Consider the following 25,584-nt stretch of genomic DNA (forward strand, 5'->3'; position numbering starts at 1 on the left):
CATAAGACAAGGGCGGCGAAAGTCGCCCTTGCTATCTCACCTTCAAAGTCCGGTGGCCGACGTATTTGAACGGTTCCATGCCAGCGCGAGCAAGCTCGTCCGCGCGTTCGTTTTCCGGATGCCCGGCATGACCCTTGATCCAATGCCAGTTGACCTTGTGCGGCTTGCGCGCTTCATCGAGCGCCTGCCACAGTTCGGCATTCTTGACCGGTTTTTTGGCTGCTGTTTTCCAGCCATTGCGCTTCCAGCCTTCGATCCAGCCGGAAATGCCGTCGCGCACATAGACCGAGTCCGTATAAAGATCGACTTCGCACGGCTCCTTCAACGCCGAAAGAGCCGAGATGGCTGCCATCAACTCCATGCGGTTGTTGGTGGTGTCGGCTTCGCCGCCCTTCAGTTCCTTGACATTGCCATTCCAGCGCAGGATGGCACCCCAGCCGCCGGGCCCGGGATTGCCCGAGCACGCACCATCCGTAAAAGCCTCAATTCGCTTCACGCAGCCGCTCCCCGCTGCTCAAGGCCATATTCGGCGGCGGTTTCGATCTGTCGGTGGAAGCGCATCTTCCGCACATATTCCATCGGGTCCTTCTTGACCACGAAACTGCCTTCCGGAACGTTCAGCCAGTCGTAAAGTCGGGTCAGCATGAAGCGGATAGCCGCCCCGCGCGCCAAAACCGGGAGCGCATCAGCTTCCGCCACAGAAAGCGGACGAACCGAGGTATAGCCGCGCAGAAGCGCTGCGCCCTTGGTGCGATTGAAGGAAAAATCCTTTTCAAAACACCAGGCGTTCAGGCAAACGGCAACGTCGTAGGCCAGAATATCCGTGCAGGCAAAATAGAAGTCGATGAAGCCCGAAAGCCTGTCGCCGAGGAAAAAGACATTATCCGGGAAAAGATCGGCATGGATCACGCCCTGCGGCAGATCGGCAGGCCAATTCTTTTCCAGGAAATCAAGATCGGCTTCCGCCTCGCGGACAAGGCCCGGCTCTACCATATCGGCGCGCTCACGCGACAGGTTCCACAACGGGCGCCAATCGGGAAGCGTCAAGCCATTGCGGCGGCGCAGCGAAAAATCGGCGCCCGCCAGATGCATATGGGCCAGCCCTTCACCAACCGCTTCGCAATGTTCGACCGTTGGGCGGCGCATCCACATGCCTTCGAGGAAAGTAACGATCGCGGCAGGCCGTCCGGCAAGTTCACCGATTGTGTTGCCATCACGGCGGACCACCGGCTGCGGACATTCAAGGCCACGGCTTGCCAAATGCTGCATCAGGCCGAGGAAAAACGGAAGATCTTCGCGATTGGTGCGCTTTTCGTAAAGCGTCAGGATGAACGAACCCGACGTGGTATGCAGAAGATAGTTGGAGTTCTCCACCCCTTCCGCAATGCCTTTGTAAGATGTCAGTGTGCCGATATCGTACTGCTGCAGGAAGGCGCCAAGTTCGATTTCATTGATATCCGTGTAGACGGCCATGCCGCTTATTTCCCTTATATGTCCTTGGGCATCAGTTTTGGAATGCCAACCACCCGATGTTCCCCATTGACGAACGCCATGTCCTGCACAGTCAGTTCCACGTCGCGAATTTCACGATTCACAAGGAAATTTTCGGTTTCAACCGTGGTTTCCGCCAGTTCGATCTTCACATTGAAGCGCGCCTTGAAAGCATCGATGATTTCATCGACGATAATTTCAGGCGCTGACGCCCCTGCCGACAGGCCCACCACCGATATGTCGCCGATGCGGTCCCATTCGATATCGGCGGCACGCTGAACCAGCATCGACATGCGCGCGCCCGCCTTTTCCGCAACTTCAACCAGACGCTTGGAATTGGAAGAGTTCGGCGCACCGACGATCAGAAACAGATCGCATCCCGGCGCCGCGGAACGTACTGCATCCTGCCGGTTGGTCGTGGCGTAACAAATCGATTCCGCAGCCGGGGCCGAAAGGTTCGGAAAGCGCGCCTGCAATTCTTCAATAATGCCTGCCGTATCATCGACGGAAAGCGTCGTCTGGGTCACAAAACCGAGCTTGTTCTCGTCTTCGAAATGGCAGTTGCGCGCATCCTCAACCGTTTCGATCAGCGTCACCGCACCGTCAGGCAATTGCCCCATGGTGCCGATCACTTCCGGATGGCCGGAGTGGCCGATCAGAATGACGTGGCGGCCGAGACGCTGATGGCGCATGGCCTGCTTGTGCACCTTGGAAACAAGGGGACAGGTTGCATCGAGATAGAACAGGTTCTTGGCTTCCGCGTCGGCTGGCACCGACTTCGGCACTCCATGAGCGGAAAACACCACAGGCTGGTCACGGTGCTCCGTCGGGATTTCATCCAATTCCTCGACAAAGATCGCGCCGCGCGATTGCAGGCCCTCGACGACATAGCGGTTATGCACGATCTCATGGCGTACATAGACCGGCGCGCCATATTTCTTCAGCGCCAGCACGACAATCTGGATCGCCCGGTCCACCCCGGCGCAAAAGCCGCGTGGGCCGCAAAGGCGAATTTCCAGTGGTGGTCGCTGATCGATCATGAAGCGTGCTCGCAAAGTTAGGCTTGAAAATCAGACTGGGAGTTGGGCCGCAACGCCGCCGTTGTCAACCCCTCAACCCTCTTCGTCCTTCTTCTCCCTGTCCGGGACGGAAAGCCGGTCGCCACTTTTCCTGTGATAGCGATAGCGCCACAACCACGTTCCGACAACCCCCAACAGGGCCAGAGCAAGGCCATACCACGTCGCAGCATATTGCAGATGGTTGTTGGGAAAGTCGATAATCGTCACGCCGCCAATGGGTAGACCACCCGGATTGGGCTTATTGTCGGCATCAATGAAGAACGGCACGACCTCATCCAGATTTGGCAGGTCAGCGCTTTCTGCCATCGCAGTCCAGTCTTTCCAGTAGAAAATATTCTTGGGCGTATCATTGTCGGGCAGGAAGAAGCCCGGCTTCGCCGACAATGGATCGCGCGCCAGACCGGTCACACTGACCGGGCCGTCGACCTGCCCTTCGATACGCGTCGTCGGATCTTTTTTCTCGTATGGAACAAAGCCGCGATTAACCAGAACGAAGCGCCCGTCCTCCAGCATCAGCGGCGTATAGACATTGTAACCGGCGGCCCCGTCATGCGTGGCGAGAAAATGCCGCTCGCCCTGATGCATGAAGGTACCCGAAACCGTCACCGGACGATACTCGACTGTTCCTTCCTGCTTGTAGACTTTCTCCATTTCGGAAAGCGGCAATGGCGGTTCGTGAATGCGCTGTTCAGTTGAAGCGATAAGCGCTTCCTTCCACTGCAGACGTTCCACCTGCCATGTGCCCAACGCCAGCAAAATGACGAGCGCGATGGCAGACGCAATGACGATGCCCCACGGGAAACGGCGCGTTGTGTGTTCCAGCGTCATTTGTTGCTGTCCAGACGCCCCTGCTCGGCTTTATGGCGATATTGCATATTGATGAGAATGCCTTTGGCCCATCGCATGGCTACAAGGCTGAGAAGGATCGCGAGCGGCACCCACAAGATGAAATGCACCCAGAGAGGCGGCCCGACATTTACTTCCATCCACAACGCAAGACCGACGACGATGAAACCGATGATAAGAATGACGAATGCCGCGGGTCCGTCGCCGGAATCCGCAAAAGAGTAATCCAGTCCGCAGGTCTTGCAACGCGGGGCGACCTTCAGAAAGCCATTGAACAGTTTTCCTTCGCCACAGCGGGGGCAGCGCCCCGCAATGCCACTTTTGATCGGATCGACTGCGGGATAGATATTCTGGTCCGGCATCAGTTTTCCCCTTTTCGTCATTCGATAAACAAAAGGCGGCCATGTCGCCAGGGCCGCCTTTCGAACAGGTGATCCAACGATCAGCCGGCGTGCATCGGCGCGCCCCAGCCGCCCCACACATAGATGGCGAAGAAGAGGAACAACCAGACCACGTCAACGAAATGCCAATACCAGGCAGCGGCTTCGAAACCGAAATGCTGTTTTGGCGTGAAGTCACCGCCAATGGCACGGAAAAGGCAGACCAGAAGGAAAATCGTCCCGACGAGAACGTGGAAGCCGTGGAAACCGGTCGCCATGAAGAAGGTCGCGCCGTAGATGGAGTCCTTGAACGCAAACGGAGCGTGAATGTACTCATATGCCTGGACGAAGGAGAACAGGACACCCAGAGCTACAGTAATCGCCAGACCGGTGATCATACCCTTGCGGTCATTATGCAACAGCGCGTGGTGAGCCCAGGTCAGGGTCGTGCCCGACAGAAGCAGGATCACGGTGTTGTAGAGCGGCAGATGCAGCGGATCGAGAACCTCGATGCCCTTTGGAGGCCAGACGCCGCCCGTGAATGTGGCACGCGCTACCTGATGCACTTCATTCGGGAAAAGGCTCGCATCGAAGAATGCCCAGAACCATGCCACGAAGAACATGACTTCCGAGGCGATAAACATGATCATGCCATAGCGCAGATGCAGCGATACGACACGGGTATGGTGTCCCTCATGCCCTTCCTTGATCGTATCCGACCACCAGCCATACATGCAGTAGAGCACGATCGCGAGGCCGATGAAGAAAATCCATGGCGTCACCACGTTGAGACCAAAGAACGGCAGTTCACCGGCATTGATGTAACGCATCCAGGCAATGCCGCCGACGGCCAGCACGAATGCACCCACAGAGCTCAAAAACGGCCAAGGGCTGGGCGCGATGATATGATAGTCGTGATTTTTCTGATGGACGTCGGCCATGTCTCTCCCCGTAAATCCCCTTAGGGACTCCTCTCTCGTACCTTCATGCTTAAACCCCTGAAGGGGTTCCAAGCAAGTCTGTCTGTGACAAGCGGTATCTCGTATCAGAATAAAACCGCTTCATTCTTTTGTCTTTGCGGCATTATGTGCCGCGCTCGATTTCAGCTTCCGTTGGTTGAAATCTCGGCCTTGGCATTTGCCACGGGCTTCGGCTTCTCGATCGGAAAGAATGTGTAGGACAGTGTGATCGTCTTGACGTCCTTCAGATCAGGATCATTCACGATCTCCGGATCGACAAAGAACACAACCGGCATTTCCAAGTCTTCACCGGGCTGCAAAGTCGTGTCCGTGAAGCAGAAGCATTCCACCTTGTTGAAATAGGCCCCTGCCCGCCCCGGCGCGACATTGAAGCTCGCGCGGCCATAGGTCGGCTCGTTAAACAGATTGCGTCCTTCGTACTTGATCATCATCGTTTCGCCGATACGAACCGTGACCTCGCGCTGCACGGGCTTGAAATCCCATGGCAACCCATTGGCGGTATTCGCATCGAAACGCACCTTGATCGTCTTGTCTAGGATGGTATCCGAATATTGTTCGACACGCTGTGTCGTGCCGCCATAGCCCGTCACCTGGCAGAAAATGCGGTAAAGCGGAACAGACGCATAGGCTGCACCGATCATACAGACAAAGAAAGACAGGCAAGCAAAAGCAATCGTTGCATTGGAACGCTGCTGCTTTTTCAGCTTTTGATCCTTCTCCTGCAGATCCGCCATTTTCTCCTCCCCAGATAATATTCTAAAGCGGTCGTACCAGAATATTGGCGCCGAGTTTCGCAATCGTGCCGACATAGACAAGAAGCACGAACAACACCAAGGCGATTGCCAGCCCCCAGGAGCGATTGCGCTGAGCCCGTTTCTGCTGTTCCGTCGGAACGATCAATTCCAGCTTGTTCTCCACCGGATTCTGTACGGCTTTATCCATCAGACCACTCCCAAGGCGACCAGCGCCTTCATTACCAGCGCCTCGACAAGCAGCACCGCAAACACTCCCGACAGGTAAAGCAGCGAGAAGCGGAACAGCTTGCGGGCGGCCGCCAGCATTTCAGGCTGCGATCCGGCAACCCACATACGCCATGCGTAATAGACGAAAGCCAGCCCGAGCAGCGAGGCAATCGCGCCATAAACAGGACCCGCGAAGCCAAGTACCCAAGGCAGAACGCCGACAGGAGCCATGATGAGCGCATAGAACAGCGCCTGACGCCGGGTCGAAAGCTCGCCCTTTACGTTAGGCATCATAGGAATGCGCGCCGCTTCATAATCATTGGCTGCAAAGAGCGACAATGCCCAGAAATGCGGCGGCGTCCACAGAAAGATAATCATGAACAGGACAACACTGTCCCAAGTGATTTCGCCTGTCGCAGCCGCCCAGCCGATCATCGGAGGGAATGCACCAGCGGCGCCGCCGATGACAATGTTCTGCGGCGTCGAGCGCTTCAGCCACATCGTATAGATGACGGCATAGAAGAAAATGGTGAAAGCCAGCAACGCAGCCGCCAGCCAGTTGACCATCAGGCCAAGTGTGATGACGGAAAAGGCGGAAAGCGTCAGTCCGAAAGCCAGAACCTGATTGGGCGCAATGATGCCTGCGGGAATGGGCCGATTGCGCGTGCGTTTCATTACAGCGTCAATATCGGCATCATACCACATGTTCAGCGCGCCGGACGCGCCAGCACCAACCGCGATGCACAGGATGCTGATGACAGCAAGGACAGGATTCATATGTCGCGGCGCGACGACGAGACCGACCAGCCCAGTGAAGACCACAAGGGACATCACCCGGGGTTTCAAAAGAACAAGGTAATCGCGCGCAGTCGCCTCGGAGAGAGCGAGCGCATCGTCAGTACCTGCGTTTTTTTCCACCAGAGACATTTTAATTACAAAAACCTCAAGTTCACCGGTCCGAACCCCACGCCCCTACAGCGCGGATCGGCACAATCACAACAAAATCCTCCCGGAAACGGTTCTGTTCCCGCCGGAAATGTCGTGCTCGATGGCCGACTTTCGTCTACCGGCGACGGGCGGAACAGAATGCTGTCCGCCCATAGCACATTTTGCAAGGAAGGGCGAAGCCTTTTCCGGACTCCGCCCAACGCACGATTACTTGATGCGCGGCAGCTGTTCCCACTGGTGGAACGGAGGCGGCGATGAAAGCTGCCATTCCAGCGTGGTTGCTCCCTCGCCCCATGGATTTGCGCCCGCTTCGCGCTTCTTCGCGAATGCCTCGAAGACATTGTAGAGGAAGATCAGGACGGCAAAGCCAGAAATATAGGAGCCGTAGGACGACACCATGTTCCAACCCGCATAGGCATCCGGATAGTCGATGTAACGACGCGGCATGCCAGCAAGACCAAGGAAGTGCTGCGGGAAGAAGACCAGGTTCACACCAACGAAGGTGACCCAGAAGTGCAGCTTCGCCGTGAACTCATTGTACATGTAGCCGCTCATCTTCGGGAACCAGTAGTACCAGCCCGCAAAGATCGCAAACACCGCACCCAGCGACAGAACGTAATGGAAGTGAGCCACAACGTAGTAGGTGTCGTGCAGCGCACGGTCGAGACCGGCATTGGCCAGCTGAACGCCCGTTACACCGCCAACGGTGAACAGGAAGATGAAGCCGATCGCCCACAGCATCGGTGCGCGGAAGGTGATCGAACCGCCCCACATCGTCGCAATCCATGAGAAGATCTTGATGCCCGTCGGAACCGCGATGACCATCGTCGCGAACACGAAATAGCGCTGCGTGTCGAGAGACAGACCAACCGTATACATGTGGTGCGCCCAGACAACGAAGCCGACGACGCCGATGGCGACCATGGCGTAGGCCATGCCGAGATATCCGAAGATCGGCTTGCGCGAGAAGGTGGATACGATGTGGCTGACGATGCCGAAGCCCGGCAGGATCAGAATATACACTTCCGGGTGTCCGAAGAACCAGAACAGGTGCTGGTAGAGGATTGGATCACCGCCGCCATCCGGCGTGAAGAAAGTCGTGCCGAAGTTGCGGTCGGTCAGCAACATGGTGATGCCGCCTGCCAGAACAGGCAGCGAAAGCAGAAGCAGGAACGCCGTTACCAGCACGGCCCAGGCAAAGAGCGGCATCTTGTGCAGCGTCATGCCCGGTGCGCGCATGTTGAGGATCGTGGTGATGAAGTTGATGGCACCGAGGATCGAGGACGCGCCGGAGATGTGGATTGCCAGAATGGCGAAGTCCACCGCCGGTCCAGGCTGACCCGAAGTCGACAGCGGAGGATAGAGCGTCCAGCCGCCGCCAGGACCCCAGCCACCTGCCGGACCCGGCATGAACAGCGAGATCAGAAGCAGAAGCAGCGCAGGCGGCAGAAGCCAGAAGGAAATGTTGTTCATGCGCGGGAACGCCATGTCCGGCGCGCCGATCATCAACGGCACCATCCAGTTGGCGAAACCACCGATCAGCGCAGGCATGACCATGAAGAAGATCATGACAAGCGCATGCGCCGAGGTGAACACGTTGAACATGTGCTTGCCGGCATCAAGGGCCGCATCGCCCTCAACGCCATAAACCATCTGTGCCAGACCATGGAAAATCTGGATGCCCGGCTCCTGGAGTTCGGCGCGCATCGCAATGGACAGGGCGCCGCCGATGATACCGGCGATGATTGCAAAAATCAGGTACAGGGTACCGATGTCTTTATGATTGGTCGAGTATACCCAACGAACCCAGCCGTGCGGCTTGTGATCGTCGTGGGCACCATGCTCGTGAGCTGCTGTGCCAGCCATGGAATTCGCTCCCGTTTTTCAACAGTCTTGGCGTTCGGGATCTACAGACCCGCCGCAGCCACCTTATCGTTTGCGCCACCTTCAACAGCGGCCTGAAGCGCCTTGTTCGCGCCATTCAGATCCGATCCCGCAGCGGCGATCCAGGTCTGATACTGCTCTTTCGAGACAACGCGCACGGCGATCGGCATGAAGCCATGATCCTTCCCGCAAAGCTCGGAGCACTGGCCGTAATACAGGCCTTCCTTGTCCGCCTTGAACCATGCCTCGTTGATACGGCCCGGAACAGCATCCATCTTCACGCCGAAAGCCGGAATGGTCCAGGAATGGATCACATCGGCGGCGGTGACGAGGAGGCGAACCGTTTCCCCGACTGGAACCACGACTTCATTGTCGACGGCCAGAAGACGCGGATAACGCGCATGATCCTCTTTTCCGGCAGCGGCGCGATCACCATCCTTCAACAGAAGGGAATCGAAGCTGACCGGATTATCGACCTGATATTCGTAACCCCAATACCACTGATATCCCGTGGCCTTGACCGTCAGCGTTGGATCTTCAGGCGAATATTGCGCCGTCAGAAGCTGGAATGACGGGACCGCCAGGAACAACAGAATGATGACCGGCCCGATGGTCCAGATCACCTCAATAGCGGTATTATGGCTGGTTTTGGACGGCTCGGGGTTTGCACTTGCGCGGAAGCGAAGCACGACCCAGACCAGCAAAAACAGAACCAGCAGGGTAATCGGAATAATGAACCAGAGCGTATAGCGCTCAAACCAATGAATCTGTTCGGCAATCCCAGTCGCTGCGTCCTGAAATCTCCATTCCCAGGGACGTGGCTGGTCCGCAAAAGCGGCACCAGTCGTCCACAGCACTGCAAGAGCGCCGCCGAAGGCGCCCTTCGTTGTGGCAACAATCTTATCCACCAGAACTCTCTCCCTTTTCGCCCTTTCGAGCTGGACGCCGGACGTTAAAGACGGCCGCATCCCCCGTCGGCGTTCAAACCACACCTTAGCGCACACCGCAAGGAAGGCGAATATGTTCCTGTGCGGCATTTTTGCGCGCAGCCCCATGAGAAAGAGCGAATATTCAAGTTTATTCGGTTTAACAGAAGTGTCCGCTTCCGGCGCGAAAACTTGGGAAAACCGCAGGAAACCCATAATGAAGCCATGATTTGACAAGACGTTTCCTTTAACGTGCCGCGTGACAATCGATGCAACAGACGGTATCACCGTTGCTATGATGGCCAGGACCGACAAACGCCCGTCACGGCGCTTTTCATGGCCAATGCAGCGCGTTAACGTCCCGGTGATTCGATCTGGAGATTTCATGACTTTTCGCATGCCTGTCCGCCGCACGATCAGCCAGCGCCTCGCAATTCTTGCAACAGGCGCCAGCATGGCACTCGCCGTTGCAACGCTTCCCACGGTTGCGCAGCAAGCACCGGCGCAGTTACAAACCCCGCAAGAGGCTCCTGCGGCACAGTCGCAGGCGGCTCCGTCCAGCCCGCAGCAGAGCGGCAAGCTGAAGTCGCAGCATGGCGCCTGGTCGGTTCTCTGTGACACGCCCGCTGGCGCAAAGACCGAACAGTGTGCGCTGATCCAGAATGTGGTCGCTGCAAAGCGCCCTGAACTCGGCCTTTCGGTTGTCGTTCTCAAAACCGCAGACAACAAGGCCCGCATCCTTCGCGTTCTGGCGCCGCTTGGTGTCCTGCTGCCCAACGGGCTTGGCCTCAATGTCGACGGCAAGGATATTGGCCGCGCCTATTTCGTCCGTTGCTTTGAAGATGGCTGCTACGCCGAGGTGATCCTGGAAGACGATCTCCTCAAGACGCTGCGCTCGGGCAAGGCTGCCACCTTCATCGTCTTCCAGACACCGGAAGAAGGCGTGGGCATTCCCGTCGATCTGAAGGGCTTCGGCGAAGGCTTCGACGCCCTCCCTTAAGAACTACCGATATTCCGGCGCAGGCGAACAGGGTTCTGGCCTCGCCTTCACCAGAATCTCAACAGTTCTGCATCGCGTAGTTGTTCTCAACCGATTTAAGGCTTACATCCTGCAGCAAAACACATGCTGCAGGATGTATTTTTATGAAAAGCCTGATCGACAGTTTCGACGCCCCCCGCGACGATATCGAGCGCCTTGTCGCCCAAAGCCTGAAAGGCAGCGATGATGGCGAACTCTTCGTGGAATACCGCGAAGCCGAGGCGCTCGTTTTCGACAATGGCCGTCTCAAGACCGGCTCTTTCAATCAGGATCAAGGCTTCGGCTTGCGTTCGGTCGCTGGCGAAGCCATTGGTTATGCCCATGCGGGCGATCTTTCGCTCGCCGCCTTGAAACGCGCTTCCGATGCCGTTTCGGCGACTTTGAAGGGCTATGGCGGGAACTACTCCGCGGCACCTGCCGGTACCAATCGTCATCTTTATACGGATGAGAACCCCATCGGGTCACCGACATTCGACGCCAAAGTGCAACTGTTGCAGCAGATCGATACCTATCTGCGCGCCAAGGACCCCAAGGTGAGACAGGTTTCCGTCTCGCTGGCAGGCTCATGGCAACAGGTCGAAATATTGCGCGCCGACGGTCACTTCGTGCGCGATATACGGCCCATGGTGCGCCTGAGCGTTTCGGTGGTGGCGGGTAATGGTGATCGCCAGGAATCAGGTTCGCATACGGTTGGCGGGCGCAAAGGGTTTGGCGAATTCGTCACGACCGAAAGCTGGCAGCACGCCGCGGACGAAGCGCTGCGTCAGGCGCTCGTCAATCTGGAGGCCATCCCTGCCCCGGCGGGTACATTCGACATCGTCTTGGCGAACGGCTGGCCGGGCGTGATGCTGCATGAAGCGGTTGGGCATGGCCTGGAAGGCGATTTCAACCGCAAGAAGACCTCTGCTTTTGCAGGTTTGCTTGGACAGCAGGTTGCCGCCAAGGGCGTGACGGTCGTCGATGACGGCACGATTGCCGAGCGTCGCGGATCTCTCACCATTGACGACGAAGGCACGCCGACCAATCGCACCGTGCTGATTGAGGACGGCAAACTCGTCAATTACATGCAGGATCGCCAGAATGCGCGCCTCATGGGCATGGAAGCAACCGGCAACGGACGCCGTGAATCGTATGCCCATGCGCCAATGCCACGCATGACCAACACCTACATGCTTTCAGGCGACAAGACGCCTGAAGAGATCATCACCTCGATGAAAAAAGGCATCTATGCGGTTTCCTTCGGCGGCGGTCAGGTGGATATCACATCCGGCAAGTTCGTGTTCGGCTGCACGGAAGCCTATATGATCGAGGACGGCAAAGTCGGCGCTCCGATCAAGGGCGCGATGCTGATCGGCAACGGACCGGATGCGATGAAACGTATTTCGATGATCGGCAATGACATGAAGCTCGATACGGGCAGCGGCAATTGCGGCAAGGGCGGGCAATGGGTGCCCGTCGGCGTCGGACAGCCACATCTGCGCATGGATCAGGTAACAGTGGGCGGCACGGCTGTATAGTCATGCCGTTACGCTCCGGGCTGATGCGCATTTATCAGCCTTATCTTGCTTGCGAATGAGGGCAGTAAAGTGCAGGTTACCGATACGGCAGCATGGCGACGTTCATTGCCGCGCCGATCTGGAGAGAGAAATGCCTCAATCGCCCTATGACTGGACGGGCAAGCAAACGGGAAAGCGTGACCGGCAAAGGCGGGTGCTGGTCGCGACGGCCATCGTCATGGGTGCGCTCATCCTCGTCCTTGGCATGGTGGATGGCCTGCTGATCCTGCTAGGCTGACATGCTGTCCATCGAGAAAACTGATTGCAGAGGAATAGAGCACTGACGAGCCACTGCCAACGGCAGAGCGGTTCCTGTTTTAACAGAATAGTCGGAGCCGCTCTTTGTATTTTCGCCTTAGCCTGCGGGATCAGAAATCAGTTCGGTGGACTGATTTCCTCGAAATGCTTTAGATTCCCGGCTCTTCTTCCAGCAAACCGGTTACAAAATCGAACAGTCCCGGGCGGCGGTCGCGGCGAAGACGTTCGGCCTCGATGATTGACTTGATCGCGGCAAAGGAGCGGTCAAGGTCTTCATTGATGACGATGTAATCGTACTTCACCCATTTCTGGATCTCGAAGCGGGCATTCTGCAGGCGCGTCTCAATAACTTCCGGTGTGTCTTCCGCACGACGGTTCAGGCGCTGCTGCAGTTCGCGCATGGTGGGCGGTAAGATGAAAATCGAAACCACATCGGCTGGCATCTTCGCTTGGAGCTGATCGGCGCCCTGCCAGTCGATGTCGAACAGCATGTCCTGACCATCGGCCAGAGCAATCTCGGCAGTTTCACGAAGCGTGCCGTAGAAATTGCCGTGAACTTCGGCCCATTCGATCAGTTCGTCATTGTCGCGCAGGCGTTCAAATTCGCGGATCGTCTTGAAATGGTAGTGAACCCCTTCGATCTCGCTCGGGCGGCGCTGGCGCGTCGTCACACTGATCGACAAGGAAAGGTTCATCTTCTTGTCTTCCAGCAGCAGCCGGGCGATGGTCGATTTCCCGGCCCCGGAAGGCGACGAGATCACCACCATCAGGCCTCTGCGTGCGACGCCATTTTCAACCGAAGAGATGGCCATGATACCTGTTACTCCAGATTTTGTACTTGTTCGCGAAACTGATCCACGACCGCCTTCAGTTCCAGACCGATGGCTGTGATCGACGCCGCATTCGATTTGGAACACAGTGTATTTGCTTCACGATTAAATTCCTGTGAAAGAAAGTCGAGCTTGCGCCCAACGGGACCGCCATCAGTCAGAAGCTTGCGAGCAGACGCCACATGGGTTTCCAGCCGGTCAAGTTCCTCCTGAATATCAGCCTTGGTCGCCAGAAACGCCGCTTCCTGATAGAGCCGCGCTTCATCGAGTTCACGCGCAGCATCCAGCAGCAGAGCCACCTGACCGGCGAGGCGGACTTTGATCGCGTCGGTGCTGCGTGACGGATCACGGCGGGCGCTCTCGGTCAGTCGTTCGATAGCATCGACATGCGCGGACAGAATGGCAAAAAGAGCTTTGCCTTCCTGCTTGCGGGCATCGGCAATCGCCTTGAGCGCCTCTTCAAAACTTGAGACGATGGCAGCTTCCAAAACGCCGCGTTCATCTTCGTTGTCAGCCACCTGCACCTGGTCGATAATGCCACGCAGCGAAAGAATGCCATCTACGCTCGCGGGCGCGAGACTGTGTCTGGCCTGTAAATCTGCGCCCAGTTTGAGGACCTCGGCGAGCATCGCCTGGTTGATGGTGAAACCGGCCTGAGCTTCACTGCGCTCCACGCTGAGGCTCGCCTGAAAATTCCCGCGTGAAAAATGGCGTGCCAGCATTGAACGGACCGGGTGTTCGGCCGCTTCCAGACCTTGCGGGAGGCGCAGCCGGAGGTCGAGCCCCTTGCCGTTGACGGAACGCACTTCCCAGACAATGCGCACGTCTCCGCCGTTCACGGTGTGCTGCACGGCATGGCGTGCAAATCCGGTCATGCTTTGGAGCGCCATGCGTCCATCCCCTCAACTCAGGTCCGCAGTGATGCGGATTTACTCAAAAACCAAACCGAAGCCGACATTTGCCGCCGGCTCCGGTTAAAACAAACTCACCAGAGGCCTCTCTACTGTCCGGCGCTCTGATTTGGAACGCTGCCATTATTCCTCTGCTGTTCCACAGAGCGCCATTTACGAACATTGGCATTGTGTTCCTGCAGCGTCTTGGAGAACACATGGCCACCTGTTCCGTCAGCGACGAAGTAAAGGTCTGCCGTATCCAGCGGGTTGGCCACAGCTTCCAGCGCGGCTTTGCCCGGATTGGCAATCGGCGTCGGCGGCAGACCGTTGATCACATAGGTGTTGTAAGGCGTAGGCTTCTCGATGTCCGACTTGAAGATGGGGCGGTCAGAAGGCTTGCCAGCCCCGCCGAACAGCCCATAGATGATGGTCGGATCGGACTGGATACGCATGCCCTTCTTCAAGCGGTTCACAAAGACGGAGGCTACGTGAGGGCGCTCGGAGGCGATGCCGGTTTCCTTTTCCACGATGGAGGCCAGCGTCACAAATTCGTTCTTATCCTTGACCGGCAGGTCAGGATTACGCTTCGCCCAAGCTTCATCCACCAGCTTCTTCTGGGAGGCAACCATACGTTCGATGATTTCCGAACGCGTCGTGCCGCGCGTGAAATTCAGCGTATCGGTGAAGAGCGAACCTTCCGGCGGCATGTCCTTCGGCATGTCGCCAACAAGAATCGGATCAACCGAAATACGGTCGAATATCTGCTTCACCGTCAGACCTTCGGGAATGGTCAGCGGATACATGATGGACTTGCCACTGATGAGAATATTCATCACGTCGCGCATCGTCGCACCGGCGGGGATAGCGTATTCGCCCGCTTTCAGATCATTTTCATGCCCGAGCGTGCGCATACCATAGCGGAAGATGCGCGCATCGCTGACGATCTCGCGGTTTTCCAGGCTGTTGGAAACTTCAGCGATACCAGCGCCGCGCTTGACGAGAAATGTCGTTTCAGCCGCGAGCGGGCCGGGAGCGTCAAACTGCATCTTGCCGAAATAGAACAGGGCAGACGCGCCGAGCAGAACCAGCACGACCAGCGACAGCATGAAATTCATGAAAACCACGATCTGGCTGCGCGCATGGCGCGAACGCTTGCGCGGCGGCGGCGTTCCCGGCTCCGGGCGCAGCGCTTCAGACGCGGACTTGGGCACGAACGGCTTTGAAGTCGCGTTCGTTTCCTGCGTTGCGCCCGTTGGCTGCTCGTCCGCGGGCGGTGTTCCGGATGGTGCCTCTGAATTCACTCAATCACCTCGGTCCAGAGCTCTGAATAGTTAAACCAAACTATACGAAAAGCTCCGTCTGTCTAATTTGGCGCAGCCTTCCGACATCCCCGTCGAATGCCCGCCCAGAACGGCTATGCACTTGATTTCCTCAGAGCGGGTAAAACTCTTCGGAGTTGCGACTACACTAACCGCTGTTCGCGATTTTAAACATCGCATCCGGTTATATTTTGGCAAAAACGCGGAGAAATCCCCGCGTTTTTTAAATCTGAGATTTTAATACGGCGATATCGCTCAGGAATATCGGCGCAGGATCAGCGAAGCGTTGGTTCCGCCGAACCCAAAGGAGTTCGACAGGGCCACATCGATCTTGCGTTCACGGGCCTTATGCGGAACCAGATCGATCTTCGTGGAGACCGCCGGATTGTCCAGATTGAGCGTCGCAGGCGCAATGTTGTCGCGGATGGCAAGTGTCGAGAAAATTGCTTCGGCAGCACCAGCGGCACCCAGCAGATGACCGATGGACGATTTGGTCGACGACATCGAAACCTTCGATGCGGCGTCACCAACCACGCGCTCGACAGCGCCCAGTTCAATCGTATCGGCCATGGTCGAAGTGCCATGCGCATTGATGTAATCGATCTGGTCCGGCGTAATTCCGGCGCGCTTGATGGCCATTTCCATGCAGCGCTGCGCGCCCTCGCCGTTCTCGCTTGGCGCGGTGATGTGATAGGCGTCGCCGGAAAGGCCATAACCGATGACTTCGGCATAGATCTTCGCGCCGCGCGCCAATGCGTGTTCGAGTTCCTCGAGAACCACGACGCCAGCACCTTCACCCATGACAAAGCCGTCACGGTCTTCGTCATATGGACGGGATGCAGCGGTCGGGTCGTCGTTGCGCTTGGAGGAAAGCGCCTTGCAGGCAGCGAAACCTGCAAGCGAAATACGGCTTACGGGAGATTCCGTACCGCCAGCGACCATCACATCCGCATCGCCGAAAGCGATCAGGCGGGCAGCATCGCCAATGGCGTGCGCGCCGGTCGAGCAGGCGGTGACGACGGCGTGGTTTGGACCGCGCAGATTGTGCTTGATGGAAACATGACCGGAAGCAAGATTGATCAGACGGCCGGGAATAAAGAATGGCGAGATGCGTCGCGGACCCTTGTCGCGCAGCGTGTAGCCCGCTTCGACAATGCCTTCGATGCCGCCGATGCCGGAGCCGATCAGAACGCCAGTGCGAACCTGGTCTTCATCGCTTTCGGGATGCCAGTCAGCATCGTCCAGTGCCTGATCGGCAGCGCCGACGGCATAGACGATGAAGGGATCAACCTTGCGCTGTTCCTTCGGCTCCATATGGAGGTCGGCATTGAAGGTGCCATTGGTGCCATCGCCAACCGGAATGCGGCAGGCAATCTGGCAGGCCAGATCATCAACTTCAAATTCCGTGATGCGGCGAGCACCGCTTTCACCGGCAATAAGACGCTTCCAGGTCTCTTCGACACCGCTGGCAAGCGGCGACACCAGACCAAGACCGGTGATGACGACACGCCTCATATCCACCCCTTAAAACTCTGTTATGTCACGAGCACCGCGCCCCGCAGGCTTTAACCGGCAGAACAGATGTCCGGGCCTGACTGGAAGGGATGATGCTCCAATTGTTAAAACGGAGCCTGCCACATTGAACGCGATCTCGACCAACGTTCGGGCAGATCAGGCCATTGAACGGCCTTCATTCATATGCGTCCCGATCGCGAAGACGAAAGGCACGACCAAAGACAAGCAGGGCCGGGATTCGCGAGAACCCCAGCCCAATGCTCAAGTTCAGATTAGGCAGAAGCCTTGTCGATGAACTTCACAGCGTCGCCGACCGTAAGGATCGTTTCGGCAGCGTCGTCAGGAATTTCAACGCCGAATTCTTCTTCGAAAGCCATGACCAGCTCGACCGTGTCGAGGCTGTCTGCGCCGAGGTCATCGATGAAGCTTGCGCCTTCCGTGACCTTGTCGGCATCTACGCCCAGATGTTCAACAACGATTTTCTTGACGCGCTCTGCGGTATCGCTCATGTCGGAACCTCGACCTGTGTGTTTGTTGCTCTGCCTTGGTTAGCGGCATGCAGGATTGTAATCAAGTTATAAGATGTCTGCCAAGTTTCGAGCGAAGCCGCCCGGACAGTCATCCTGTGGATATTCCTTTCGGAACAGGATCGCAGCGCTTCTACTCAGAATGCCGCAATTCTCGATGGGCGCATTACCATGCTTCTTGAGCAAGGCAAAGCGCCTTTTCCTTCTCCACCCCCCGTATTAAGGCATTTTATACCATAATTGAGGGGAGAAGGAGGGTTAGATCATGGCCATGCCGCCGTTGACGTGCAAGGTCTGGCCGGTCACATAGGCCGCCTCATCGCTTGCCAGATAGACAACCGCAGCCGCAATATCACCGCCAACGCCCATGCGCTTCATGGGGATATTGCTCATGATCGCATCCTTCTGCTTTTCATTCAGCTTGTCGGTCATGGCCGATTCGATGAAGCCGGGAGCGATGCAGTTCACTGTAACATTGCGGCTGGCGATTTCCTGTGCCAGCGACTTGGAAAAGCCGATAAGACCGGCCTTCGATGCACAGTAATTCGCCTGACCGGGATTGCCGGTGACGCCGACGATGGACGTAATGTTGATGATGCGGCCATTGCGGCGACGCATCATCGGATGGGTCAGTTCACGCGTCAGGTTAAAGACGGACGTCAGGTTGACGTTAAGAACAGCATCCCAGTCCTCGTCGCTCATCCGCACGAAAAGACCATCACGGGTAATGCCGGCATTATTGACCAGAATGTCGACGCCGCCCATTTCCTCTTCGGCCTTCTGGCCGAGAGCCTTTACAGCTTCGCGGTCGGAAAGATTAGCCGGAAAGATAAAGGTGCGCTCGCCAAGTTCAGCGGCAAGCTCTTTCAGCTTTTCCTCACGCGTGCCGTGCAGGCCGACGATTGCGCCCTGCGCATGAAGTGCGCGGGCAATCGCTTCACCAAGACCGCCGGTTGCGCCGGTTACCAGAGCCTTGCGGCCAGTCAGATCAAACATGCGAAGTCCCTTTTAAGCGTTGAGGGCGGCGAGCGCCGCTTCGATTTCTTCCGCTGAACCAACGGCTGCACCGGACACATCTTTCGAGATGCGGCGCACCAGACCAGTCAGAACCTTGCCCGAACCTACTTCATAAAGCGAGGTCACGCCATTGGCTGCGAACCATTCCACCGTTTCGCGCCAGCGCACCTGGCCCGTAACCTGCTCGACCAGCAGATCAGCAATCTCATTGGCATCAGTGACCGGCGCTGCGCGTACATTGGCGATAAGCGGCACAATCGGATTGTGCTTTTCGACCGAGGCGAGCGCTTCGCGCATGGCGTCAGCAGCAGGCGCCATCAAAGTCGAATGGAAGGGCGCGGACACCGGCAGCGTGATTGCGCGCTTTGCGCCCTTTTCAGACGCCAGTTTTGCAGCCAATTCGACTGCAGCCTTGGAGCCGGAAATCACCAGCTGGCCGCCGCCATTGTCATTGGCGATCTGGACCGAGCCGGAGGCTTTTGCTTCCGCGCAGACAGCTTCCACATCGCCGTGTTCGAGACCGATGATTGCAGCCATCGCGCCTTCACCGACAGGAACAGCCTTCTGCATCGCATTGCCGCGAATGCGCAGGAGACGTGCCGTATCGGCAAGCGAGAATGTCCCGGCCGCGCAAAGTGCTGAATATTCGCCAAGCGAGTGCCCGGCGACGTAGGAAACCTTATCCTTCAGCGAAAAGCCGCGCGCTTCCATGACACGCAACACGGCCATCGAGACGGCCATCAGCGCGGGTTGGGCATTGGCGGTCAGGGTCAGCACATCTTCCGGCCCTTCGAACATGGTAGCGGAAAGCTTTTCGCCAAGCGCCGCGTCCACTTCATCAAAGACGGCGCGCGCTTCTGCAAACTGCTCTGCCAGAGCCTTGCCCATGCCCACAGCCTGGCTGCCCTGCCCTGGAAAAGTGAATGCTACCGCCATGAAAGCCTCTTTCATCTTTGCAATTAGAGCGCGTTTCGATCTGACTGAATCAGAACGGCGCTCTAATTTTTTATTATAACGCGCATCCTATCCGAAAACCGTTTCACACTTTTCGGGATGCGCTCCAATTGCGCAATTTGGCGCGATGTGCCCCAGCGCGGGCAGCAAAGTCAAGTATTTCCCGGTTTTTGTGCCGTTTGCGCCTTGCAAAGCCGGGGAAAAACACGTAATAGCCGCCCGTTCATTGCTCGGCACCAGCTGGGGGCTGAACGGAGGGCCGGTCAAACGGTGCAAGTAATTGCACTTTTGTCCGTGGAAGTCATAAGCGCTTCTGCCTCCCGTGTCTCCGCTCTCGACCGTCTCAAGTTTGCGCGTCCTTTCTTCTCCGGTTTACCGGATCAAGAGAAGTCGCAGAGGCTTAGCCGCTGGTGTCAGCATGTTGTAACAGAAGAAAGGCAAAGCCAATGGCTCTTTATGAACATGTGCTTCTTGCCCGCCAGGACATTTCCCAGCAGCAGGTCGACGCTCTCGTCGAACAGTTCAAGGGTGTCCTCGAAGCTAATGGCGGCAAGGTCGGTAAGGTCGAAAGCTGGGGTCTGCGTCCCCTCACCTACCGCATCAAGAAGAATCGCAAGGCGTATTACACGCTCGTAAACATTGACGCTCCGGCTGCAGCCGTTGCCGAAATGGAACGCCAGATGCGCATCAACGAAGACGTTCTTCGTTTCCTCACCGTTCGCGTTGAAGAACACGAAGAAGGCCAGTCGGCCATGCTCACCCGTCGCGACGACCGTCGCGAACGCGATGGTGATGATCGTCCGCGTCGCCGTGAAGGCGGTTTCGACCGCGGTGACAGAGGCGACCGCGGTGATCGCGGCCCACGCCGCCCGCGTGACAACGAAGCTGGTGAAGGAGCATAATCATGGTTGATATCAATCAGATCCCGACCCGTCGTCCTTTCCATCGCCGTCGCAAGACGTGCCCGTTCTCCGGCGCAAACGCACCGAAGATCGACTATAAGGACATCAAGCTTCTGCAGCGTTACATTTCCGAACGCGGCAAGATCGTTCCTTCCCGTATTACGGCTGTCAGCCAGAAGAAGCAGCGTGAACTCGCCAAGGCGATCAAGCGTGCTCGTTTCCTCGGCCTGCTGCCTTACGTTGTGAAGTAAGAACTAAATTCGGGAGGTGGTTCGCCTCCTCCCGTTTCCTCCGTTGCGATGGGCGTGGCGGACGTACCAAAAACCCAAGTTGAGACGACACTTGTCGATCGTCTCTAACTGCAGGACCGGCCGGACCGGAGCAGGACAGCGAAACTGATGAAATTCAATGGAGCCATTATCGGTATCGGCATATTGGCGGGGCTTGCCTCGGCCTTGATGTCGTCCGGCGTCATCGTTCAAGGTGGCGCGATGGCCGCTGCCATGGCCATGGTTCTCTATTTCCTGACACCGCTTCCCATCTTCGTCGTTGCCCTTGGCTGGGGGTCGAGCGCCGGTATCGTTGCCGCTGCCACCGCCACGGTTGCGGTCGGCGTTGTCGCCGTCCCGCTCGCAGCCCTCTTGATGGCATTGACGAGCTTCATTCCAGCAGCAATCGGCGCTTATCTGTCCGGCCTCGCGCGGCCAGCGGAAGAAGTCGGCGGCCCAAAGGATATTCTCGTCTGGTATCCGCTGTCGGACATCGTGTTCCGGCTCGCCCTTATGGTGGCGCTCAGCTTCGTCGTTATCGGCGCAATTCTCGGCTTCGGCCCGGACATGGCGCGCGAACTTGCAAGCACGCTCATTGACCGGGTTGCCGAAGCCGATCCCCAGTTCACGGCCAGCGAGGACATTCGGGACAATGTGACCGCGCTGCTGATGGTCGCCTTGCCTGCAATCCAGCCGGCAACGTGCCTCGCTATTCTCGTCGGCAATCTTTATCTGGCGCAGCGCCTGATCTCCATGTCGGGTCGGCAGCGCCGTCCGCGTGACGACTGGCCTGCGACGCTGCGTATGCCGCGTCCGGCTTTGCTTGTCTTCGCGGTCGCTCTTGCGGTCGCATTTCTTCCCGGCGGCGCCGGGTTGATTGCAACCGTCGTCGCTGGTGCTCTTAGCGCAGGCTTCATGATATCAGGTCTTGCCATCATGCATTTTCGCACACGCGGCAAGATTTGGCGTCCGGTGGCGCTGTGGCTTGCCTACTTTGCGATCATACTTTTCGCATTCCTGCTTTTCGTCTTCATGGTTCTTGGACTTTTCGACACTTCGCGCGGCGCGCCGGTTTCGAAAATGCCTGGCACCGACAGTCAGTAAACCCAATAGAAACTCGAAAGGAAACTCCAATGGAAGTCATTCTTCTGGAACGTATTGGCCGCCTCGGCCAGATGGGCGAAACCGTCAAGGTCAAGGACGGCTATGCCCGCAACTTCCTGCTGCCGCAGGGCAAGGCTCTTCGTGCCAACGAAGCCAACAAGAAGAAGTTCGAAGGCCAGCGCGCTCAGCTCGAAGCCCAGAACCTGGAACGCAAGAACGAAGCCAGCGCCGTTGCTGAAAAGCTCAATGGCGAAAGCTTCATCGTCGTGCGTTCGGCTGGTGAAACCGGCCAGCTCTACGGTTCCGTTTCGACCCGTGACATTGCCGAGATCATCACCGCCAATGGCTTCACCCTGCACCGCAACCAGGTTGAACTGAACCACCCGATCAAGACGATCGGCCTGCACGAAGTCTCGATTTCGCTGCACCCGGAAGTTCAGGTTCAGGTTACGGTCAACATCGCCCGTTCGACCGAAGAAGCCGAACGTCAGGCAAAGGGTGAAGACCTGACCTCGATCGAAGCCATCTACGGCATCGAAGAACAGCCTCTGTCGGAAGAAGTTTTCGACGACGAAGACGAAGCTGAAGATCAGGCTTAATTAGCCACCTATTATCCGTGGGAATGGCCTGCCCGATGGCTCGCATTCCCATCGTGGTAAACTTTATATGATCATGCCCGGCGGCCTCCGTCGGGCATTTTCTCTTTTCAGATCGATAAAACTCCCTATTCTGTTCATTAGTGTTGGATTGCAGAGGGTGCCGACGGAAACGTCTGCGTTGCTTGGGCACGACTCCCAAGGCCGATTGACCGACTGGGATATTGCCTGAAATCTGATGACAGAGCGGCTCTGATACCATGCACCGCCGCCTGCCATGCAAACGCATGGACGTGCACTCGCTTCAATCCTGGAGAGGAGATGGGGCCGATGTATGGAATGTTGCGTACTGTTCTTTCGCATATGATTAAAACCGGTGATCTGACTGTCACCGATTCCGAAGGGTCGCGATTTCAGTATGGCGACAAGACCGGCGCGCCGGTTCATGTACAGTTCAAGACCAAGCATGCCGAGCGCGCCGTTGCGCTCGACCCGGAACTGAAGCTCGCCGAATGTTTCATGGATGGCGAGATCGACTTTCTGGAAGGCGATATCTATACGCTGCTTCAGGTGGTGTTTGAAAATACCGGACCGACGGCGGCAACCGAGCCATGGATGAAAGCTGCGGGAAAACTGCGCGTGCTCTTCCGCCGTTTCCAGCAGATGAACACGATTTCACGTTCATCGAGCAATATCAAAAGTCATTATGACCTGTCCGGCGAGCTCTATGACTTGTTTCTCGATCCCGACAAGCAATATTCCTGCGCCTATTTCGATCCGCCAAACGCCACGCTGGCCGAGGCGCAGCTCGCCAAGAAACGCCACATCGCCGCCAAGATGCTGGTGAAGGAAGGGGACAAGGTGCTCGATATCGGCTGCGGCTGGGGCGGCATGGGGCTTTATCTCGCCCGCCATCTCAAGGCCAATGTCACGGGCGTAACCTTATCCGAAGAGCAGCATGCTATCGCCAACCAGCGCGCGAAAGATGAGGGATTGGCAGACAGGGCGAAGTTCGAGCTCACCGATTATCGCAATATCGACGACAAGTTTGACAGGCTTGTTTCGGTCGGCATGTTCGAGCATGTCGGTGTCGGGCATTTCGCCGAATACTTTCAGCATGTAGCGCGGCTGATGAAGCCGGATGGTGTTTTTCTGCTGCACGCCATCGGACGTGCCGATGGGCCGGGAGCGACCAATCCGTTCATCCGCAAATACATCTTCCCCGGCGGTTATATCCCCGCACTTTCAGAGGTTCTGCCGCATATCGAGAAGGCCGGACTTTACGCCACCGACATAGAAATCCTGCGGCTGCACTACGCGGAAACGCTGAAGGCGTGGCGAGAGGCATTCATGGCCAATCGCGACAAGGCAAAGGCACTTTATGACGAGCGCTTCTGCCGCATGTGGGAATTTTATCTTGCTGCATCGGAAAGCGCGTTCCGCTGGCAGAACATGATGGTGTTCCACATCCAGATCGCGCACAGGCAGGAATCCGTTCCACTAACCCGCAACTATATCGAGGCCGAGGAGAAGCGCCTCAAACGCCTCGACAGCGCACCGAAAGGGGCCAATAGCGAGGTGCGGGCAGTCAAAAAAAGCATGAACGCCTCAATTTAATTCCGCCGATTCGATATGTCAGTCCGCGTCAATAGCGGGCTGACCAAACGACGATCCCAACTGTGGATCAGTGTGAATCATGGTATAGCTTGTCTCTTCCAGCAGGAATCACCCGAAGCGTCGTTGCGTTTGGCATCGCTTGAGGGTTAGCTGGTTGCATCAGGGACAGGAATTGGAATCATGGCGGAAGCGGCGGTACGTAAACTCGACGACGCGCGGGAGCAGAAAGACGCGCTCTATCGTGAAGCACCCCACAATATTGAAGCGGAACAGGCGCTGCTCGGCGCCATTCTGATCAATAACGATGCGTTTTACCGGGTATCGGACTTCCTCAAGCCCACCCATTTCTTCGAGCCGCTGCATCGCCGCATCTATGAGATCACTACCGATCTTATCCGTGTCGGCAAGATGGCCAATCCAGTGACGATGAAGACCTTCCTGCCCACTGAAGGCAAGGTGGGCGATCTCACGATTTTCCAATATGTGACCCGTCTCGCAACTGAAGCCGTCACCATCATCAACGCCGAAGATTACGGCCGCGCCATTTACGATCTGGCGACCCGGCGTGCGCTGATCGGCATCGGCGAAGACATGGTGAATGTTGCCTATGATGCGCCTGTCGACATGGCGCCGCAGGAACAGATCGAGGACGCCGAACGCCGCCTGTTCGAACTGGCCGAAACGGGCCGATATGACGGCGGTTTCCTGCCCTTCAAGGACGCGGTGACAACCGCCGTGGACATGGCCAACGCCGCTTTCATGCGCGATGGGCATCTTTCCGGCATTTCGACCGGCATCCACACGCTCGATGGCAAGATGGGCGGTTTACAGCCCTCCGACTTGATCATTCTTGCCGGTCGTCCGGGCATGGGCAAAACCTCGCTTGCCACCAATATCGCCTTCAACATCGCCAATGCCTATGAAGGCGAACAGCAGGCCGATGGGTCGATGAAGGCCGTGAATGGCGGCGTCGTCGGTTTCTTCTCGCTCGAAATGTCGGCGGAACAGCTCGCCACCCGTATCATTTCCGAGCAAACGGAAGTTTCGTCTTCGAAAATCCGCCGCGGCGACATCACCGAGACCGACTTTGAAAAGCTCGTCGCCTGTTCGCAGGTGATGCAGAAAATCCCGCTCTATATCGACCAGACCGGTGGCATCTCCATCGCCCAGCTTGCAGCACGCGCGCGCCGCCTCAAGCGCCAGCGCGGCCTCGACGTTCTGGTGATCGACTATGTGCAGCTGATGACCGGCTCGTCGAAAGCTTCGGCGCAAAACCGCGTGCAGGAAATCACGGAAATCACCACCGGTCTCAAGGCGCTCGGCAAGGAACTGAACGTTCCGATCATTGCCCTTTCACAGCTCTCTCGTCAGGTGGAAAGCCGCGACGACAAGCGCCCGCAGCTTTCCGACCTTCGTGAATCGGGCTCCATCGAACAGGACGCCGACGTGGTGCTGTTCGTGTTCCGCGAGGAATATTACGTCAAGAATCTAGAGCCGCGCGACGAATTCGATCCGAAATATGAAGAATGGAAGCAGCATTTTGAAAAAGTGCGCGGCACTGCTGACGTCATTATCGCCAAGCAGCGTCACGGGCCTACCGGCACCGTCAAACTCGCCTTCCAGTCTGAATTCACGCGATTTGCAGATTTGGCCGAGGGTTCCTATCTTCCGGAACAATATGAATAAACTCAC

At 57.1% G+C, this 25,584-nt stretch carries 27 protein-coding genes; 9 read left to right on the top strand and 18 right to left on the bottom strand.

The genetic code is table 11. The features are described from left to right. Positions 1 to 31: 31 nt before the first annotated feature. The 11 genes from rnhA to coxB all read right to left on the bottom strand — a co-directional run bounded on the left by rnhA (position 32) and on the right by coxB (position 9,478). Positions 32 to 496 (bottom strand): ribonuclease HI, encoded by a 465-nt coding sequence (gene rnhA, locus AC0TOF_RS13725; protein ID WP_473768680.1) that lies wholly within the window; start codon positions 494 to 496, stop codon positions 32 to 34. Beyond that, positions 493 to 1,473: a homoserine kinase gene (locus AC0TOF_RS13730; protein ID WP_473768681.1), complete on the bottom strand. Its 981-nt coding sequence runs from the start codon at positions 1,471 to 1,473 to the stop codon at positions 493 to 495. Before AC0TOF_RS13730 ends, rnhA begins: the two co-directional genes overlap by 4 nt. 14 nt (positions 1,474 to 1,487) lie before the next feature. Next, the gene (gene ispH / locus AC0TOF_RS13735) at positions 1,488 to 2,531 is read right to left on the bottom strand and encodes a 4-hydroxy-3-methylbut-2-enyl diphosphate reductase (RefSeq protein ID WP_473768682.1); all 1,044 of its coding nucleotides are present in this window, start codon (positions 2,529 to 2,531) and stop codon (positions 1,488 to 1,490) included. A 72-nt stretch (positions 2,532 to 2,603) separates the two neighbouring features. Further along, complete coding sequence (locus AC0TOF_RS13740) at positions 2,604 to 3,398, bottom strand: SURF1 family protein (RefSeq protein WP_122003222.1); 795 nt, start codon at positions 3,396 to 3,398, stop codon at positions 2,604 to 2,606. After that, a complete protein-coding gene (locus AC0TOF_RS13745) occupies positions 3,395 to 3,778 on the bottom strand; it encodes a DUF983 domain-containing protein (RefSeq protein ID WP_122003221.1) in 384 nt (127 codons plus the stop codon). Before AC0TOF_RS13745 ends, AC0TOF_RS13740 begins: the two co-directional genes overlap by 4 nt. Positions 3,779 to 3,858: 80 nt before the next feature. Then, positions 3,859 to 4,737 carry a cytochrome c oxidase subunit 3 gene (locus AC0TOF_RS13750; RefSeq protein ID WP_122003220.1) on the bottom strand — a complete coding sequence of 293 codons (879 nt, stop codon included), beginning with the start codon at positions 4,735 to 4,737 and terminating at the stop codon, positions 3,859 to 3,861. A gap of 161 nt (positions 4,738 to 4,898) precedes the next feature. Further along, positions 4,899 to 5,510, bottom strand: a complete 612-nt coding sequence (locus AC0TOF_RS13755; RefSeq protein WP_473768683.1) for a cytochrome c oxidase assembly protein — start codon at positions 5,508 to 5,510, stop codon at positions 4,899 to 4,901. A gap of 22 nt (positions 5,511 to 5,532) precedes the next feature. Then, positions 5,533 to 5,718: a hypothetical protein gene (locus tag AC0TOF_RS13760; protein ID WP_473768684.1), complete on the bottom strand. Its 186-nt coding sequence runs from the start codon at positions 5,716 to 5,718 to the stop codon at positions 5,533 to 5,535. Beyond that, entirely contained in the window at positions 5,718 to 6,665 is a 948-nt protein-coding gene (locus tag AC0TOF_RS13765) for a heme o synthase (RefSeq protein WP_473768685.1), read from the bottom strand. The genes AC0TOF_RS13760 and AC0TOF_RS13765 overlap by 1 nt, the downstream gene beginning before the upstream one ends. A 228-nt stretch (positions 6,666 to 6,893) precedes the next feature. Next, on the bottom strand, positions 6,894 to 8,552 hold the full coding sequence (ctaD, locus tag AC0TOF_RS13770) for a cytochrome c oxidase subunit I (RefSeq protein WP_006466231.1): 1,659 nt from the start codon (positions 8,550 to 8,552) through the stop codon (positions 6,894 to 6,896). A gap of 41 nt (positions 8,553 to 8,593) precedes the next feature. Then, positions 8,594 to 9,478: a cytochrome c oxidase subunit II gene (gene coxB, locus AC0TOF_RS13775; RefSeq protein WP_122003216.1), complete on the bottom strand. Its 885-nt coding sequence runs from the start codon at positions 9,476 to 9,478 to the stop codon at positions 8,594 to 8,596. Between the two features lie 403 nt (positions 9,479 to 9,881). Between coxB and AC0TOF_RS13780 the strand changes: the two genes are divergently transcribed. From AC0TOF_RS13780 to AC0TOF_RS13790, 3 genes are all read left to right on the top strand, one after another. Beyond that, positions 9,882 to 10,496 (top strand): invasion associated locus B family protein, encoded by a 615-nt coding sequence (locus AC0TOF_RS13780; RefSeq protein WP_473768686.1) that lies wholly within the window; start codon positions 9,882 to 9,884, stop codon positions 10,494 to 10,496. A 143-nt stretch (positions 10,497 to 10,639) separates the two neighbouring features. Then, on the top strand, positions 10,640 to 12,052 hold the full coding sequence (gene tldD, locus AC0TOF_RS13785; protein WP_473768687.1) for a metalloprotease TldD: 1,413 nt from the start codon (positions 10,640 to 10,642) through the stop codon (positions 12,050 to 12,052). 130 nt (positions 12,053 to 12,182) lie between these two features. Then, positions 12,183 to 12,329, top strand: coding sequence for a hypothetical protein (locus tag AC0TOF_RS13790; protein WP_473768688.1), 147 nt, complete (start codon positions 12,183 to 12,185; stop codon positions 12,327 to 12,329). 169 nt (positions 12,330 to 12,498) lie between these two features. Here AC0TOF_RS13790 and gmk read toward each other — a convergent pair whose 3' ends face one another. The 7 genes from gmk to fabD all read right to left on the bottom strand — a co-directional run bounded on the left by gmk (position 12,499) and on the right by fabD (position 19,386). Continuing rightward, the gene (gmk, locus tag AC0TOF_RS13795; protein ID WP_122003213.1) at positions 12,499 to 13,161 is read right to left on the bottom strand and encodes a guanylate kinase; all 663 of its coding nucleotides are present in this window, start codon (positions 13,159 to 13,161) and stop codon (positions 12,499 to 12,501) included. A gap of 8 nt (positions 13,162 to 13,169) precedes the next feature. Further along, positions 13,170 to 14,069, bottom strand: a complete 900-nt coding sequence (locus AC0TOF_RS13800; protein ID WP_473768689.1) for a YicC/YloC family endoribonuclease — start codon at positions 14,067 to 14,069, stop codon at positions 13,170 to 13,172. 110 nt (positions 14,070 to 14,179) lie between these two features. After that, the gene (mltG, locus tag AC0TOF_RS13805; protein WP_473768690.1) at positions 14,180 to 15,373 is read right to left on the bottom strand and encodes an endolytic transglycosylase MltG; all 1,194 of its coding nucleotides are present in this window, start codon (positions 15,371 to 15,373) and stop codon (positions 14,180 to 14,182) included. A gap of 273 nt (positions 15,374 to 15,646) precedes the next feature. Further along, positions 15,647 to 16,906, bottom strand: a complete 1,260-nt coding sequence (gene fabF / locus AC0TOF_RS13810; RefSeq protein WP_473768691.1) for a beta-ketoacyl-ACP synthase II — start codon at positions 16,904 to 16,906, stop codon at positions 15,647 to 15,649. A 272-nt stretch (positions 16,907 to 17,178) separates the two neighbouring features. Then, on the bottom strand, positions 17,179 to 17,415 hold the full coding sequence (locus AC0TOF_RS13815; RefSeq protein ID WP_002963616.1) for an acyl carrier protein: 237 nt from the start codon (positions 17,413 to 17,415) through the stop codon (positions 17,179 to 17,181). 276 nt (positions 17,416 to 17,691) lie between these two features. Further along, positions 17,692 to 18,429, bottom strand: coding sequence for a 3-oxoacyl-[acyl-carrier-protein] reductase (gene fabG / locus AC0TOF_RS13820; protein ID WP_122003210.1), 738 nt, complete (start codon positions 18,427 to 18,429; stop codon positions 17,692 to 17,694). Positions 18,430 to 18,441: 12 nt separating this feature from the next. After that, complete coding sequence (gene fabD / locus AC0TOF_RS13825; protein WP_473768692.1) at positions 18,442 to 19,386, bottom strand: ACP S-malonyltransferase; 945 nt, start codon at positions 19,384 to 19,386, stop codon at positions 18,442 to 18,444. Positions 19,387 to 19,850: 464 nt separating this feature from the next. On the opposite strand from fabD, the gene rpsF reads away from it, so the two are divergent. From rpsF to AC0TOF_RS13855, 6 genes are all read left to right on the top strand, one after another. Then, positions 19,851 to 20,306, top strand: a complete 456-nt coding sequence (gene rpsF, locus AC0TOF_RS13830; RefSeq protein WP_122003209.1) for a 30S ribosomal protein S6 — start codon at positions 19,851 to 19,853, stop codon at positions 20,304 to 20,306. A 2-nt stretch (positions 20,307 to 20,308) separates the two neighbouring features. Further along, positions 20,309 to 20,557, top strand: coding sequence for a 30S ribosomal protein S18 (gene rpsR, locus AC0TOF_RS13835; protein WP_006466219.1), 249 nt, complete (start codon positions 20,309 to 20,311; stop codon positions 20,555 to 20,557). A gap of 147 nt (positions 20,558 to 20,704) precedes the next feature. Beyond that, a complete protein-coding gene (locus AC0TOF_RS13840; RefSeq protein WP_473768693.1) occupies positions 20,705 to 21,679 on the top strand; it encodes a DUF2232 domain-containing protein in 975 nt (324 codons plus the stop codon). A 29-nt stretch (positions 21,680 to 21,708) separates the two neighbouring features. Then, a complete protein-coding gene (gene rplI / locus AC0TOF_RS13845; RefSeq protein WP_122003207.1) occupies positions 21,709 to 22,278 on the top strand; it encodes a 50S ribosomal protein L9 in 570 nt (189 codons plus the stop codon). A gap of 327 nt (positions 22,279 to 22,605) precedes the next feature. Then, positions 22,606 to 23,892 carry a class I SAM-dependent methyltransferase gene (locus tag AC0TOF_RS13850; protein WP_473768694.1) on the top strand — a complete coding sequence of 429 codons (1,287 nt, stop codon included), beginning with the start codon at positions 22,606 to 22,608 and terminating at the stop codon, positions 23,890 to 23,892. Positions 23,893 to 24,072: 180 nt separating this feature from the next. Next, a complete protein-coding gene (locus tag AC0TOF_RS13855; RefSeq protein ID WP_122003205.1) occupies positions 24,073 to 25,578 on the top strand; it encodes a replicative DNA helicase in 1,506 nt (501 codons plus the stop codon). Positions 25,579 to 25,584 lie beyond the last annotated feature (6 nt).

Source organism: Ochrobactrum sp. PL_is501, from assembly GCF_055816895.1.

What these genes read in the sequence shown, in the direction of transcription:
- AC0TOF_RS13730 (WP_473768681.1), bottom strand. Translation starts at nt 1,473, where the DNA reads ATGGCCGTCTACACGGATATCAATGAAATCGAACTTGGCGCCTTCCTG.
- ispH (WP_473768682.1), bottom strand. Translation starts at nt 2,531, where the DNA reads ATGATCGATCAGCGACCACCACTGGAAATTCGCCTTTGCGGCCCACGC.
- AC0TOF_RS13740 (WP_122003222.1), bottom strand. Translation starts at nt 3,398, where the DNA reads ATGACGCTGGAACACACAACGCGCCGTTTCCCGTGGGGCATCGTCATT.
- AC0TOF_RS13745 (WP_122003221.1), bottom strand. Translation starts at nt 3,778, where the DNA reads ATGCCGGACCAGAATATCTATCCCGCAGTCGATCCGATCAAAAGTGGC.
- AC0TOF_RS13750 (WP_122003220.1), bottom strand. Translation starts at nt 4,737, where the DNA reads ATGGCCGACGTCCATCAGAAAAATCACGACTATCATATCATCGCGCCC.
- AC0TOF_RS13755 (WP_473768683.1), bottom strand. Translation starts at nt 5,510, where the DNA reads ATGGCGGATCTGCAGGAGAAGGATCAAAAGCTGAAAAAGCAGCAGCGT.
- AC0TOF_RS13760 (WP_473768684.1), bottom strand. Translation starts at nt 5,718, where the DNA reads ATGGATAAAGCCGTACAGAATCCGGTGGAGAACAAGCTGGAATTGATC.
- AC0TOF_RS13765 (WP_473768685.1), bottom strand. Translation starts at nt 6,665, where the DNA reads ATGTCTCTGGTGGAAAAAAACGCAGGTACTGACGATGCGCTCGCTCTC.
- ctaD (WP_006466231.1), bottom strand. Translation starts at nt 8,552, where the DNA reads ATGGCTGGCACAGCAGCTCACGAGCATGGTGCCCACGACGATCACAAG.
- AC0TOF_RS13780 (WP_473768686.1), top strand. Translation starts at nt 9,882, where the DNA reads ATGACTTTTCGCATGCCTGTCCGCCGCACGATCAGCCAGCGCCTCGCA.
- tldD (WP_473768687.1), top strand. Translation starts at nt 10,640, where the DNA reads ATGAAAAGCCTGATCGACAGTTTCGACGCCCCCCGCGACGATATCGAG.
- AC0TOF_RS13790 (WP_473768688.1), top strand. Translation starts at nt 12,183, where the DNA reads ATGCCTCAATCGCCCTATGACTGGACGGGCAAGCAAACGGGAAAGCGT.
- gmk (WP_122003213.1), bottom strand. Translation starts at nt 13,161, where the DNA reads ATGGCCATCTCTTCGGTTGAAAATGGCGTCGCACGCAGAGGCCTGATG.
- AC0TOF_RS13800 (WP_473768689.1), bottom strand. Translation starts at nt 14,069, where the DNA reads ATGGCGCTCCAAAGCATGACCGGATTTGCACGCCATGCCGTGCAGCAC.
- fabF (WP_473768691.1), bottom strand. Translation starts at nt 16,906, where the DNA reads ATGAGGCGTGTCGTCATCACCGGTCTTGGTCTGGTGTCGCCGCTTGCC.
- AC0TOF_RS13815 (WP_002963616.1), bottom strand. Translation starts at nt 17,415, where the DNA reads ATGAGCGATACCGCAGAGCGCGTCAAGAAAATCGTTGTTGAACATCTG.
- fabG (WP_122003210.1), bottom strand. Translation starts at nt 18,429, where the DNA reads ATGTTTGATCTGACTGGCCGCAAGGCTCTGGTAACCGGCGCAACCGGC.
- fabD (WP_473768692.1), bottom strand. Translation starts at nt 19,386, where the DNA reads ATGGCGGTAGCATTCACTTTTCCAGGGCAGGGCAGCCAGGCTGTGGGC.
- rpsF (WP_122003209.1), top strand. Translation starts at nt 19,851, where the DNA reads ATGGCTCTTTATGAACATGTGCTTCTTGCCCGCCAGGACATTTCCCAG.
- rpsR (WP_006466219.1), top strand. Translation starts at nt 20,309, where the DNA reads ATGGTTGATATCAATCAGATCCCGACCCGTCGTCCTTTCCATCGCCGT.
- AC0TOF_RS13840 (WP_473768693.1), top strand. Translation starts at nt 20,705, where the DNA reads ATGAAATTCAATGGAGCCATTATCGGTATCGGCATATTGGCGGGGCTT.
- rplI (WP_122003207.1), top strand. Translation starts at nt 21,709, where the DNA reads ATGGAAGTCATTCTTCTGGAACGTATTGGCCGCCTCGGCCAGATGGGC.
- AC0TOF_RS13850 (WP_473768694.1), top strand. Translation starts at nt 22,606, where the DNA reads ATGTATGGAATGTTGCGTACTGTTCTTTCGCATATGATTAAAACCGGT.
- AC0TOF_RS13855 (WP_122003205.1), top strand. Translation starts at nt 24,073, where the DNA reads ATGGCGGAAGCGGCGGTACGTAAACTCGACGACGCGCGGGAGCAGAAA.